A 14,084-nucleotide genomic window follows, 5' to 3' on the forward strand; every position below is an offset into this window, starting at 1 on the left:
GTGACAAGCTTTATTTTAAACTCTTCACTATATTTAGCCATAAAAACACCCCCCGAAAGTTAGATTTAGCACTCTAACTTTCGGGGGTCAATACCTTTGTTGTGAGCTATATTTTATAGCACGATATTTTCTTGTTCGCCTTTTTCTCATTGCACAATATTGTTTAGTGTAATTTCGGCTCTTCTGACCATCGCTTCGGCTGTTAAGTGAATTATTTTAGTTATGTCCTAGCTCTTTCTCAGTCTTAGAACTCAAAATACTCTGTTTATTTATGCTTCTTCCTGCAGTTTTCTCCATAATACCTTTCCGCTTGCAGTTGTCGGGAAACTTTCTCTGAATTCTACGATTCTCGGATATTTATAAGCTGCCATTTGATTTTTTGACCACTCAATGATTTCTTTTTCAGTGACTTTATCTTTGTAATCATCATTCAAGATAACCAGGGCTTTCACCGTTTCACCGCGCTTGGGGTCTTGCGCTCTTACGACACATGCTTGCTGTATTGCAGGATGCTTAAATAGAATGGATTCAACTTCTGTTGGCCATACCTTATAACCTGATGCATTAATCATTCTTTTTAATCGGTCTACAATGAAGAAGTATCCTTCCTCATCCATTTTCACAATATCACCCGTCCTGAAAAACTTTTTGCCATCTATCGTAATATGACTGTCTTCTGTTTCTTCCGGACGGTTATAATACCCTTTGAAAAGCTGTAGACCGTTAACAATCAATTCGCCTTCTTCATTCGTACCAAGTTCTTTATCTGTGGAAGGATCAATAACACGTGCATCCACATCAAACGCAGGAACACCAAAACATTGCAGTTTTGGCCGCTGCGGTGGATTGAAGTGCGTATGGGACATTGTTTCTGACAACCCATACCCTTCCACATACTCCAATCCTGTCAACTCTGTTAACTGCCTGCCAACTGCCTCTGGAACCGGTGCACCCCCACCTCCGACAACTTCCAGCGAAGATATATCATGGCGACTCAATTCCGGGTTGGAAAGAAAATCGATTAACATCGTGCTTATATTAATCCAATCTGTGCAGTGAAACTTCTCTATTGCTCTCACTGCGTAATTTCTGTCCCACCTTGTTAATAAAACCATCTTACTGCCGGCCAGAATAGGTGCCAATGCACTGTGAAGGACTCCTGTTACATGAAATAACGGCAATGTCGTAAGCGGCACAGAGTCCGGAGTTAAACTCATCCAAAAGAATGCGCTGTATACATTCGCCTGGATTGTCTTATTTGTATGAATACAGCCTTTTGGAATACCGGTTGTACCTGATGTATAAGGAATCATTGCCATATCGCTGCTTTTTCCTGAGTATGGAGAAATCTTTGTATCCGCTTTCATTACATCAGACCATAATACCGCATTCGGATAGTCTTTAGCTGGCATCTGTGCTTCTTCCGGAATATCTCCTAGAGCTTCATCAGGGGTTGTATAGGCTGAATAAGCTGCAATAATTGGCTGCTCCAACACTTTATTTTCTACTAAAGGCACTGCCGTTTTTTCATACAATTCTTGCCCGATAAGAGCATGCTTAATATTTCCGTCCTCCACAAAAAACTCCAATTCATTTGTAATACTCATCGGATTGATAGGCACCACCACTGCGCGAATACGTAAGATTGCAAACATACTGATGATAAACTGAGGAGAGTTTTGCATAAATAACAGTACGTTTTCTCCTTTTTGTATGTTGAGTTTCGATTCCAGATAGCCTGCCAGCTTTTCCACTTCGTCCAGAAGTTCTGAATAAGTCATTGATGCGCCATAATATTCAATGGCAACTTTATTTGGATACTTTTGTACTGTCATAAGCAAATTATCAAATAAAGTCGTTTCGGGTACAGACAACGTCTTAGGTACTCGTGGCAGCCAATGATCAAAATGAGCTGTGTTTTTCATTACTATTTCCTCCTGCTCTTTTACATTTCTTTGAATGTTTCAACATTCCTTAAACAATAATTCGTTGTCCTCTTAGCTTTGGTACAAGATCCACTGTGTTCTTTTTGCATGTGAACTCAATATCTTTTTCAAACCCTGCTTTCACCAACATCTGCCCTACTTTCGATTGATTTAAAATCGATTCTGCCTGATTGGAGAAGGCATTGTAAAATAAAGCCGCACTATTTGCACTGTCAGTAAGTTCAAGCTGATCCTTATCAGTTATCTTCGTCAACTCTTCAATGAAATAACCCGCACCGTAGAAGTCTTCCAGACAAAACTGATTGGAAGAACCGGAACAAATAATCAAAATCGTTTCTCCGTTGTAATGATTAACAATATCTTCAGCAACAGCAGCACCATTCAACAGCGATGCAGCATAAGTTGTTTTGGCTTTTGCCGCACCACGGATAGCTATTGTACCGTTCGTCGTGGATAAGATGAGCTTTCTACCGGACACATGTTGGCACAATGAGGTTGGGACAGGGTTGAGGAATCCGTCTATGACAAGCCCCCCATCCTCCCCTGCCAAACAAACTTCTTCATCGTCATATTTCTTTTTTTCACTTTTGGCTTCTGATTCGTTTAAAACGGGAACTACACATTCAGCACCTTCGGCTAATGCGGCTGTGATAGAAGTAGTTGCCATCAAGATATCCAGCACGACAGCAATTTTTGTGTCATCTATTTTTTCATGATTGATTTCTTCCTTCTTCATTAAAAGGTTTATTTTCATCTGTAACAAGCACCCATTTCATTCTTCATGGCGATCATTTCATTGTCTGCCATGCATGTTCAATTAAGTTCTTGACAAATTGGTCAAAGTGAGCGAAGCGCTTATCCTTTGTCTGCCCTTGTTTATATCGGTAATAGATTTGTTGACATATAACTGCAAGTTTAAAATAAGCGAAAGTTAAATAAAAATCGATGTTATCTAAATCACGACCACTTTTCGTGGAATAATCATGTAGAAATTCATCTCTTGTATAAAACCCTTCTTTGACAGTAACAGGAGGCTTACCAAGACCGGTCTTTAACATCTCAGGGTCGACATCCTGAATCCAATAACTCATAGCTGCGCCAATATCTGCCAGCGGATCCCCAATTGTCGTCATTTCCCAATCGAATAATCCTGTCATTTCTTTAAAGTCTTTCGAAAATAACGCATTATTCAACTTATAATCATAATGAATGACGGTTGGCTCAGGAGAAACAGGCACATTGTTTTTAAGATATGTCTTTAGTTCCTCGACCACATCGACTTCATCTGTTTTTGCACGTTCATAACGTTTGATCCATCCCATCACCTGGCGTTCCATAAAGCCGTCTGGTTTAGCTAAATTTACAAGTTTTGTTTTTTTGTAATCTACATTGTGCAGTTCAACGAGTTTATCGACCATCAAACTGGATATTTGTTTCCCCATTTCTTTGTCATAAGTTATATCTGATGGAAAATCCGTATCAAGAAAGATTCCTTTTCTTCGTTCCATAATAAAAAACGGGCTCCCTACAATGGATTCATCATCTGAAAAGATATATGGCTTTGGTGCTGTCGAATAAACAGGATGCAAATGCTTTAAAATCGTATATTCCCGCTCCATATCATGTGCTTTTGGTGCCACAGGGCCCAACGGCGGTCTGCGGAGCACAGCTTCCCAATCTTCAATTTTCAATAAATATGTTAAATTGGAATGACCTGCACCGAATTGTTCGATGACAAGTTCTCCTTCAGGAATCTCCTTCAAATTTTCATTTAAAAATGCTTTCAGCTTATCAGGAGCAAGCTCTTCTCCCTCTCTGACAGGAATGGTATCTTGATAATTTTTGCTCATGTGTACATTCACTCCAGTTCTGAATTTATTTCGATAAGTGAATCATCTGCCCTAGACGAACGATTTTATCGTGACATACCTTCCAGTCAGTATGTAAAAGACAGAGATCTTCGCCTATCGGCAATTTCAATGGAATGCTTCAGATAAATCTTTTTGCTGATGCTTTAACCGTTCTTCTTATCCTGAAACAATTCCATTCAAGATCATTTTGGAAAATATTTCTGCCAACTCTTCCGGGCTGACATCACCGTTGGGGTTAAACCAATTATAGCTGTAATTCGTTACACCCAAAATACCGAAAGCGATCATATCTGCCGGCAGGTCTGATTGAAACTCTTTAGTTTTGATCCCTTCTTGCACGACCTCTTCAATTCGAAGCCTGAAATTATTCCGCTTCTCTTTCACCTTGCTAATATTCATATTGTTCAAATGACGAATCTCTCGGAAAAACACACGTCCACTGGAACCTCTCTCTTTAATATCTTTAATCAGCATCAAAATTACTTCTTCCAACTTTTCTTTATTAGTTAAGGATGTGTTGTCAAAAATCATTTGCTGCCGTGATAACAAGTTATCGATATATTGTAAATGAATATCCATAAGCAATTGCTCTTTGGATGAAAAGTAATAGTAGAACGTTCCCTTTGTCACATCCAAAACATCCACAATATCCTGGATGGATGTCTGGCTGAATCCTTTTTTTTCAAATAGCTGTATGCTGTGTTTTGTGATTTCTTCTTTGATCATATTGTTCTCCGCCCGTTCTGTATTGATTTTTTTCTAGCTATAACGTATCACAAACACAAGCATCAAACCAATTCTTTACATCTAGATGGCATGTGCACCGCCGTCAACGGTCAAAATATCTCCTGTTACATAATCAGAAGCTTTCGACGCCAGGAATAAAGCAGCACCTTGTAAATCAGAATCATTCCCAAGCCTGCCAAGCGGTGTGCTCTGCATAATGTAATCCTTCCCCTGTTCAATCAATACTTTGGACATCTTCGTAGGGAAAAATCCTGGTGCGATTACGTTCACATTAATGTTATGCTGTCCCCATTTTGCTGCTAAATCCTGTGTGAAAGTCATGACCGCACCTTTACTTGTATTATAGCCAATCGTTTGCATGAAAGGATGCGTCCCGCCGAATCCAGCAATCGAAGAAATATTGATGATTTTTCCTGATTTTTGTTCAATCATCACTTTGCCGACTTCCTGACTCATGTAAAATGTTCCGTTGATATTCACATTCATGACCTTTTCCCAGGTATCATGCGGCATATCTTCAACTGGGGCTCCCCATGTAGCACCACTGTTATTGACGAGAATATCAATGCTTCCTAAATGCTCCTTCGTTTGCTTAACGACATGCTTGATATCCTCTGGATTTGTCACATCACATTTGAACGCAAGTGAGTCGACACCTTTTTCCTTCAGCTTTTTACTCATTTCTTCACATGCTTCCAGTTTCCTCGAACATACAACAATATTTGCTCCTGCTTCCGCATATGCCTCGGCAATTTGCGCGCCAAGTCCACGCCCTCCACCGGTGATAATCGCTGTTTTTCCATCCAATTTAAATAAGTCCAATACACTCATGATGATTCCTCCTATTTTTATATTCATCGATTATTTTCTGTATTTCTTCAGTTCCAATCTGGCAATCTGACGGTTGTGCACCTCATCAGGACCATCTGCAATACGAAGCGTTCTTGCATTGGCCCAAAAGCTTGCAAGAGGGAAATCATCGCTCACACCTGCACCACCAAACGCTTGAATCGCACGGTCAATCACATGAGTAGCAACGTTCGGGGCAATGACCTTTATCATCGCAATTTCTGTTTTTGCTTCTTTATTGCCGACTGTGTCCATCATATGTGCAGCCTTTAAGGTCAATAGACGTGCCTGCTCTATTTCTGTTCTTGACTCTGCTATCCAATTTTGTACGACGCCATGCTCTGCAATAGGACTGCCGAAAGCTGTTCTTTCCCGCACACGTTTACACATATATTCAAGCGCCCGTTCCGCAGCTCCAATCAACCGCATACAGTGGTGAATTCTTCCAGGTCCAAGCCGTCCCTGTGCAATTGCAAATCCTTTTCCTTCGCCCCATATCATATTGGAAGCCGGCACCCTGACATCCGTGAAAGTGACTTCAGCATGGCCGTGAGGAGCACTGTCATAACCAAATACAGGAAGCATTCTCTCTACTTTGACACCAGGAGCATCCATTGGAACCAATATCATGGACTGTTGTTCATGACGAGCAGCATTTGGATCGCTTTTTCCCATGAAAATGGCCAGCTTTGTCCGAGGGTCACCTGCACCAGAGGTCCACCATTTCCGACCGTTCAGCACATATTCGTTGCCATCTTTTTTGATGCTTGACTGAATATTCGTTGCATCACTTGAGGCAACATCAGGCTCTGTCATTGCAAAGCATGATCGAATATCTCCTTTCAATAAAGGTTCAAGCCACTGCTTCTTCTGTTCTTCAGATCCATAGCGTGCCAGCACTTCCATATTACCTGTGTCAGGTGCATTACAATTGAAAGTCTCAGGTGCAATAGGTGAACGCCCCATGATCTCACACAACGGAGCATACTCCAAGTTCGTCAATCCTGCTCCATATCTATCATCCGGCAGAAATAAATTCCATAATCCTTCTTTTTTGGCTTTCTCTTTCAACTCTTCAATGATAGGTGGAACATCTTCCCATCTATTGTTTTGTTTCTCTAACTGTTGCTCATAGACTTTCTCATTTGGATAAACGTTCTCTTCCATGAAGGCTTCTAATTTACGACTCATTTCTTTCACTTTATCTGACTCTGAAAATATCATTTTTTATCCTCCTAAATGATGATTCCTACCAGTTGGTATGTTCGCAAATCACTTCTAATTTGTATTTCTGAAATTTGGCTTGCGTTTCTCTTTGAACGCCTGCACCCCTTCTTTGTGATCTTCTGTGGAAACCAATGTTGCCTGTGTGATTCGTTCTTGCTCGAGTATTGTTTCCAGGTTCGAGGTAAGTGATTGATCAACCAATTTCTTTATAAAGCCAAATGTTGTTGAAGGGCCATTTGCAATGCGGACAGCAAGCGCTGTACATTCTCTTTCAAAAGCATGTACTGGATAAACATGGTTGATTATTCCCAGAGTATGAGCTCTATCAGCAGATATCGGTTCGGCACTGAATAATAATTCTTTCGCAAGATATGGTCCTATCAATTTTGGTAAGAAATAAGAGCCACCCCCATCTGAAACCAATCCAACTTGAGAAAAGCTCATCGCAAATTTGCTTTCTTCCGCAGCCAGGATGATGTCACAAGCTAATGCAAGGTTAAATCCTGCTCCTGCAGCAAATCCGTGAACACAAGCAATGATTGGCTTCTCCAAATTTTTAATTGATAATATTAACTCATTCAACTCACCAATATGCTCGTAGGTTTCCAATGCACCGACTGTTCCCATTGTCTTAACATCCCCCCCTGCAGTAAATGATCTGCCAGCACCTGATAGTGTAACAACACGGATACTTTCATCGCTGCCTGCTTTTTTAATAGCTTCTTTCAAGCCAATGATCATCTCTGGACTGAAGGCATTAAGACTGTTCGGACGATTCAATGTAAGCTGCATGATCCCATCTTCCACGTTGATTAATAAATGATCAGTTGATTCTTTTCCCATTTCTATCGCTCCCTTATCACATTTCAATTTCATTTAAATGTTTAATGTTCCACCGTCAATGACAATGGTTTCGCCGGTGATGAACGATGCTTCATCAGATCCAAGAAAAAGTACTGTATTAGCCACTTCTTCTGGCTGTCCTACTCTTCTGAGAACATTTGCAGTTGATAAGATAGGCCATTTCTCCATCTCTCTCCAGCCATCTACCATTTTCGTGTCAATAACTCCTGGTGCTACTGCATTCACCCGAATGTTCTGTCTGCCAAATTCTGTTGCAGCGGTCTTTGTTAACGTGATAACACTTCCTTTTGTTGCCGAGTATGCGGAAACTAACTTTTGCCCCTTGATTCCAGCGATACTTGCTGTATTGATAATAGAACTGCCAGGTTTCATATGTGGAATGGCATACTTCATGCCCAGGAATGTACCAGTCAGGTTGATATCAATCACTTTCTGCCATTCTTCCATGGTGACATCCGGAATTTTTTTCTCGTCACTATTGACCCCTGCGTTGTTGTATAAGGTATCAATCTTTCCATAATGGGATAGCGCCTGTTCCACCAAATGCTCCACATCTTTTTCCTGTGTCATGTCTGCTTTGATGAAAACTGCATGACCATTGTTCTTCTTTAATAATTCAACTGTCTCCACACCGTCTTTTTCGTTAATATCAGCAACGACAACCTGTGCACCCTCTTCGGAGAACCTGAGTGCTGTCGCCCTGCCAATTTCACCGCCACCTCCTGTAATGATGGCTGTTTTTCCATTTAAGCGCATAAAACCACCTATTTCTTTTTGTTAAATTCTATTTAGAAACCAGTTGGCCAGTTTGCTAGATTGCGATTGCTTTTTGATTTATTCCCAACATGAATATATTCAAATGTTTGGGATAGAAATTTCCTCGTATCTCTTGGATCAATGACGTCATCAATCAAGTATTTACCTGCTGCTTTATATGGCGAACTGTCAAAGCTCCAAGTATCCAATAGTTCCGAAATCTTTTCTTCAGGATTTTCCGCTTCTTTCAGCTCTTGTCCATAAACAACATTTATGCCAACTTCAGGACCTGTAAAATTAATTTCTGCTGTCGGCCATGCTACTACAAAATCTGCTCCCATCGTCGGTCCACACATATTTCCATATGCGGCGCCAATACTTTTACGTACTACGATAGATATTTTCGGCACAGTTGATTGTGCAAGTGCCTGATTCCAAACCATGATGTTAGTTGGGATTTTTGCTTTTTCAGCTTCACTTGAAACTCTAAATCCAGGTGTATCATGTAAAAAGACTAACGGGATATTGTAGGAATCACATAGCACAATAAACTCTGTCGCTTTTTCACATTCTTTTGGACCTGCTGCACCTGCATACATGATTGGATTATTGGCAATAATGCCGACAACTCTTCCATCTATTCTTGCCAGGCAAGTTATTAAAGCTCTTCCATACAGTGATTTAAGTTCGAAATAATCACCATCATCCACAATTTCTTTGATTACTTTCTTCATATCGTAAGCACGCTTTTGTCTTGTTGGTACAATATCTGCAATCTCTTCCAGAATTCGATGTGGATTATCAGTTGTCTTTTTATGATTTGGCTCATCTTTGCCCTGTAATGGAAAATAATCAAGAAAATCTTTAACAGCCTTCAATGCACTTTCTTCATCTTCGACAAAAGAATCTACTTGTCCGGTATGCTCTGCATGGACCTTCCAGCCACCCAACTCCTCATTGGAAACTTTCTCTCCTGTTGCAACACTCAACATGCGTGGTCCGGCGACAGCCATTGCTGTTCCTTTTACTTGTGTGACAAAGTCAGACGATACTGCCGACCATGTCGGTCCGCCAAAACTGTCTCCCAATATTGCAGTAATCATCGGCACTTTCCTCTGATGTAACAAGAGCTCCTGGGGGAAAAGCATTTGACTGATCCCATCTGCCCCCATCCCATCAGGCATGCGCAAACCACCGCCCTCCATCAAGTTAATCATTGGGATACCGCGCTTTACTGCAAAGCGATGAGCCGCCTTCATTTTTCTGAAATAAACCATTCCTTCCGTACCTGCAAAAACAGTTTTATCTGCTGCTTGAATAACAACAGGGCGGTCGTTCACTTTCGCCAATCCAGTAATGACTCCATCTCCAGCACTTTTGGATTCAGCACCTGCCTGATCGGAATGTGCTAATTTTCCCAATTCCAAAAATGTGTCTGGATCAACAAGTTTAGCAATTCGCTGTCTTGCAGTGTAAAAACCAAGCTTATTATGCCGGTCTATTTTTTCCTGCCCGCCATTTAGATCAGCCTTTTCCCTTCGTTCAATCAACTCTTCTATTTGACTGTCCATATTATTATTTTGATCCATATTTTTCCCCTTTATAATAATCATGAATGAAGTCTATAAACCTCATTCTTCTTTCAACAATCTTCTCAACACTTTGCCTGAGGAAGTAACAGGCAGTTGATCTAAAAACTCTATTTTACGTGGATATTTATAAGCTGCCATCTTTTCCTTGGCCCACTGTATTAAATCATTTTCCGTAACTTTATTTTTATAGTCAGGATCCAGCACAATAAATGCCTTTATCTGTTCTCCTTTCCCTTCTGCTGGAACACCTATCACAGCAGATTGATAAATAGCGGGATGTTCACTTAAAAGCGCTTCAACATCTTCCGGAAAAACACTGAAACCTGAAGATTTAATCATTTCTTTTACGCGACCTTCAAAATAAAAGTAACCTTGCTCATCAATCACACCGATATCTCCTGTAAATACCCAGCCATCCTTTAATGTTCTGTTGGTTGCTTCAGGCCGATTGAGATATCCTTTGAACACTCCAGGGCTTTTAATTGCGACTTCTCCTTGTTCTCCGGGCGATAGATCTTCTCCTGTGTCCAAATCTACTATACGAATCTCTGTCTCGAACGTTGCTATTCCACAAGTTCCATGTTTAACTCCATCTATTGGCATCATCGTATCCAATGTATGTGTCTCACTTAAACCATAAGAAGCTTCAAATAACAAACACCCATCCGTCAATTTTTCCCAAGCACCGGCCATTTTTTGATCTACAGCCATCCCAAAACTTGTTGCCATATTTATTTCTAAGCTTGATAAATCTCTATCTTCAATATCTGGATGATGCAAGATCGCGGCATTCATTGGTGCGATAGTATATATTTTATTCACTTTATGCCTTTCAATCGCTTGAATAGCTGTCTCAGGTTCAAAACGCGTCAACAATACACACTCGTGACCGCTATAAACAGGTATATTCAATCCCATCAACATGCCTGCAATATGACACAGAGGAGCAGATGCCAACGTGACATCTTGGCTTTCCATCTTGTAGCCTTGTGCTCCAGCTGCTGTCTTAAACAATGCATTTCCAAACGTCAACATGGCCGCTTTCGGTCTTCCGGTTGTGCCGGAAGTAAAAACCATTAAACTTACATCATTCCATAGATCAACATTTTCAGTTGCATGAACTGGACCGCACTGGCTAATTCCATCAGTCATATCCAACGTGTCAGGAAAGCGTTGCTTTATCATTTTCAATTCTTCAGGAAGGGGTAATATAGAGTTCTCAGGTAGAAAATCAGCATAATTTGTTGTGATTACTAAGCTCAAGGATGATAACTCTTCTCTGATATCTTTTAGCTGTTCATATAGTTCCTGTCCTGTTATAATTACTTCGATTTCTGCTTCATTTACGAAATATTCCAGTTCTGATTCTTTATACATAGGATTTAGCGGGATGACAACTGCACCAAGCATTTGAATTGCGTAATGACCAATCACATACTGCGGGCAATTCTGCATGAACACGGCAACTCTGCTTCCTTTCACCACTCCTTGATTCTTCAGAAATTGTGCAAACCGTTTCGTTTGATCGTTTAATTCTTTCCAAGTTATTTCATTGCCGTAAAACACAAAACTTGGTTGATCTGGTTTATCTACAGCATTTTGCATGACATACTCATGTAAAGGCTTTTCACCTAAACGATAATTCAGCTCTTCTGATATTTCTTTCGGCCAGCTTTTCTTTAAGACAGATTTCATTTTTCCACCTTCTTTTATATTTAGTTGCTGGTTATAATAAACATTCCAACTTTCTCTGAGCAGCCGCTTAGAAATAAAACATTGCTTCAATCTGCTTATCTTGTATGCCTTTTGCTTTCAGTTCAGGGATAATATTTTTAAAGAGATGTGTGGGGCGCCAATTTTTGACCAGGGAAGCCACTGCTTCGTTCATTTCCGGTGGTCTTCCAAGCCAATGGTTAATGGAGTCATGTGATAACATAATTTGATTTTCATAGCCTTGCTTGACGAGTTCATTCAAAGTATTAATCCGTTCTTCATCCATTGGAGTACCGACAAGTTGTTGGATTCCAAACCGGTCAAACCCTATTTTCACACCTGTTTCGAGTGTTCGTTTGTGATATGCCGGGTCCGTGTTGCCGCACATATGCCCTATGACGATTTTTGAAGGGTCTACACCTAAATCAATCAGCATTTCCGCCTGCTCCGGTCCCATCGTTCCTTCTTGTGTATGTGTCACAAGTAAAATACCTGTTTCACGGTGGACACGTGCTGCCGCTTCAAAAAACATCTGTTCATAAGAAGTGATTTCATCTTTGCTTGAGGCTAATTTGGTAATTCCTGGACGGATTCCAGTCTTGGCAATCCCGTCGTTCACCTCAGTGATGAACATTTCATAAATATCTTTTTCAGCCGTTCCAAGCATCTGGCGAAACTTAAAATATGGCGGAGCACCTTCGCCTTCATAATAGTACCCGGTTGCACAGACAATCTGCAGACCAGTAATTTCCGATACCTTTTTCAATACTTCCGGATTTCTTCCGCACTCATTTGGGGTGGGGTCTACCACCGTTTTTACCCCGTATTTCATCACATTCCTTGCCGCTGCCACAGCATTTTCAACTGCTTCTTCCTGTTTGAAAGGCCCCAGCGTCACATCACCTTCAAAGCCGGGATAACCGAACAAAAAATGCTCATGAATAAGTGTTTTACCCATTTCGTCTATTGGAATAGTACCAGTAACCGTTTCGATAGAGTCTGTCATTTAATGACCTCCCAAGGATAAGGTAAAAGCGCTCTGCTTTTTGTTCAGCTGTTACGGCTTAAGAACAATTTTACCCATTGTTTTTCTGTCACGGAAAAACTGGTGTACTTTCTGCGCTTCATCAAGTGCATACGTGCCGCCAATGGTCAATTTTAAATCTCCCTTATCCAGATATGCCAAGAGATCTTCCATTCCTTTCTTATATAAATCCGGTCTTTTCATGATCTGTGGAAGGAAAAAGCCGATGACTGCTTGGTTTTTGCCCATCAACGATGTTGGATGAAATTTCACTTGTTCGCCGCTTGCAACACCAAAAACAACTAATCTGCCAAACTCAGCCAGGCTTTTTCTTGTTTTGTGAAAAACACTTCCCCCTACCATCTCGAGTGCCAAATCTACTCCTTTGCCTTCTGTGATGGTATCGAGTTCGTTTTCCCAGTTATCCTGGGTGTAATCAATTAAATAATCAGCACCCATGTCTTTTGCAAGGTTCCGCTTCTCCTCTGTACTGGCAGTTGCAATTACCTTTCCTGCACCAAATAACTTTGCCAGTTGTACAGCGAGCAAGCCTACCCCGCCTGATGCTGAGTGGACAAGAACTGTTTCTCCTTTATCCAAACGTCCCATTGTCTTCAATATATGGTAAGCACTCTGTCCTTGCACAGGCAGGACGACAGCATCGTCAAAAGAAACCTTATCAGGTAATGGAACGAGCATTCTCTCATTTACCGCTGCATATTCCGCATACCCTCCCGATTCTATTGATGCAAGTACACGCTGCCCTTCTTTGAGATGATGTACTTCACTTCCAATTTTTTCTACCGTTCCAGCTACTTCAGAACCTGGGATGAATGGAAGTTCAGTTGGAACCACATATTCTCCTTCTCTTCGTGCAGTATCTGCAAAGTTAACACCAATTGCTTCTACTTTTATGAGCACTTCATATTTTTTGACTTCTGGTATATCTTTATCGATAAGCTTCAAAACTTCAGGTCCACCATATTCATTGAATTGTATTGCTTTCATTCTATTTATTTCTCCTCTGTTATATATTTGTTTGCCAGTTTTACAGAATTACCGCCATTTATATTAAGCTTCCAGATGTTGGTTCAACTTCTCCCTGAACGATTCCTTGAGAGGTGTCGACTTTTGTTTAGCTACATCAAAGTACACAATTGTTACTTCTCCCTTTGCAATCAACTCACCACTTTCTTTTTCAATGATGTCACTCCCAAGGTTGAAACTGCTGTTTCCCACTCTTGTCACTTTCGTGTTTACGATTAGTGTCTGATTAAAGTACCCTTGTCTGATAAAGTCACATTTAGCGGAAGCGAGCATGATGGAGAAGCCTTCATCTTCTACTTGCAGCCCTAATTCTTTTAAAAAACTTAATCTTCCTTCTTCCATATACGTAAAGTAGTTAGCATGATTCACATGCCCTAACAGATCGGTTTCACTGACACGTACATCTACTTCCATTTTCTTGGCTCCTTTATAAATATGAATGGTTTCC

The 14,084-nt window shown here is 40.7% G+C and carries 13 protein-coding genes; all 13 read right to left on the reverse strand.

Features of this window, described 5'->3' with window-relative positions:
• Nucleotides 1-269 precede the first annotated feature (269 nt).
• The 13 genes from J2Z81_RS13025 to J2Z81_RS13085 all read right to left on the reverse strand — a co-directional run bounded on the left by J2Z81_RS13025 (nt 270) and on the right by J2Z81_RS13085 (nt 14,050).
• Nucleotides 270-1,925, reverse strand: coding sequence for a long-chain-fatty-acid--CoA ligase (locus J2Z81_RS13025; protein WP_226371528.1), 1,656 nt, complete (start codon nt 1,923-1,925; stop codon nt 270-272).
• A 49-nt stretch (nt 1,926-1,974) separates the two neighbouring features.
• On the reverse strand, nt 1,975-2,700 hold the full coding sequence (locus J2Z81_RS13030) for a 2-phosphosulfolactate phosphatase (RefSeq protein WP_029270263.1): 726 nt from the start codon (nt 2,698-2,700) through the stop codon (nt 1,975-1,977).
• A gap of 34 nt (nt 2,701-2,734) precedes the next feature.
• Entirely contained in the window at nt 2,735-3,796 is a 1,062-nt protein-coding gene (locus tag J2Z81_RS13035) for a phosphotransferase family protein (protein ID WP_226371529.1), read from the reverse strand.
• Between the two features lie 177 nt (nt 3,797-3,973).
• Nucleotides 3,974-4,543: a TetR/AcrR family transcriptional regulator gene (locus tag J2Z81_RS13040; RefSeq protein ID WP_226981365.1), complete on the reverse strand. Its 570-nt coding sequence runs from the start codon at nt 4,541-4,543 to the stop codon at nt 3,974-3,976.
• 81 nt (nt 4,544-4,624) lie between these two features.
• Nucleotides 4,625-5,395 carry an SDR family oxidoreductase gene (locus tag J2Z81_RS13045; RefSeq protein WP_226371530.1) on the reverse strand — a complete coding sequence of 257 codons (771 nt, stop codon included), beginning with the start codon at nt 5,393-5,395 and terminating at the stop codon, nt 4,625-4,627.
• Between the two features lie 30 nt (nt 5,396-5,425).
• On the reverse strand, nt 5,426-6,637 hold the full coding sequence (locus tag J2Z81_RS13050; RefSeq protein ID WP_029270271.1) for an acyl-CoA dehydrogenase family protein: 1,212 nt from the start codon (nt 6,635-6,637) through the stop codon (nt 5,426-5,428).
• Nucleotides 6,638-6,691: 54 nt separating this feature from the next.
• Nucleotides 6,692-7,483, reverse strand: coding sequence for an enoyl-CoA hydratase/isomerase family protein (locus J2Z81_RS13055; RefSeq protein WP_029270273.1), 792 nt, complete (start codon nt 7,481-7,483; stop codon nt 6,692-6,694).
• Nucleotides 7,484-7,516: 33 nt separating this feature from the next.
• Entirely contained in the window at nt 7,517-8,260 is a 744-nt protein-coding gene (locus J2Z81_RS13060; protein ID WP_226371531.1) for an SDR family NAD(P)-dependent oxidoreductase, read from the reverse strand.
• A 32-nt stretch (nt 8,261-8,292) separates the two neighbouring features.
• The gene (locus J2Z81_RS13065) at nt 8,293-9,849 is read right to left on the reverse strand and encodes an acyl-CoA carboxylase subunit beta (protein WP_226981366.1); all 1,557 of its coding nucleotides are present in this window, start codon (nt 9,847-9,849) and stop codon (nt 8,293-8,295) included.
• Nucleotides 9,850-9,891: 42 nt separating this feature from the next.
• Entirely contained in the window at nt 9,892-11,547 is a 1,656-nt protein-coding gene (locus J2Z81_RS13070) for an AMP-binding protein (RefSeq protein ID WP_226371532.1), read from the reverse strand.
• A 67-nt stretch (nt 11,548-11,614) separates the two neighbouring features.
• Entirely contained in the window at nt 11,615-12,571 is a 957-nt protein-coding gene (locus J2Z81_RS13075; RefSeq protein ID WP_226371533.1) for a phosphotriesterase family protein, read from the reverse strand.
• 51 nt (nt 12,572-12,622) lie between these two features.
• Entirely contained in the window at nt 12,623-13,597 is a 975-nt protein-coding gene (locus J2Z81_RS13080) for a quinone oxidoreductase family protein (protein ID WP_029270282.1), read from the reverse strand.
• 63 nt (nt 13,598-13,660) lie between these two features.
• The gene (locus J2Z81_RS13085; RefSeq protein WP_029270284.1) at nt 13,661-14,050 is read right to left on the reverse strand and encodes an acyl-CoA thioesterase; all 390 of its coding nucleotides are present in this window, start codon (nt 14,048-14,050) and stop codon (nt 13,661-13,663) included.
• Between the last annotated feature and the right edge of the window lie 34 nt (nt 14,051-14,084).

Origin of the sequence: Virgibacillus alimentarius (genome assembly GCF_017874635.1) — a bacterium.
Taxonomy (GTDB): Bacteria; Bacillota; Bacilli; order Bacillales; family Amphibacillaceae; genus Virgibacillus_B; species Virgibacillus_B alimentarius.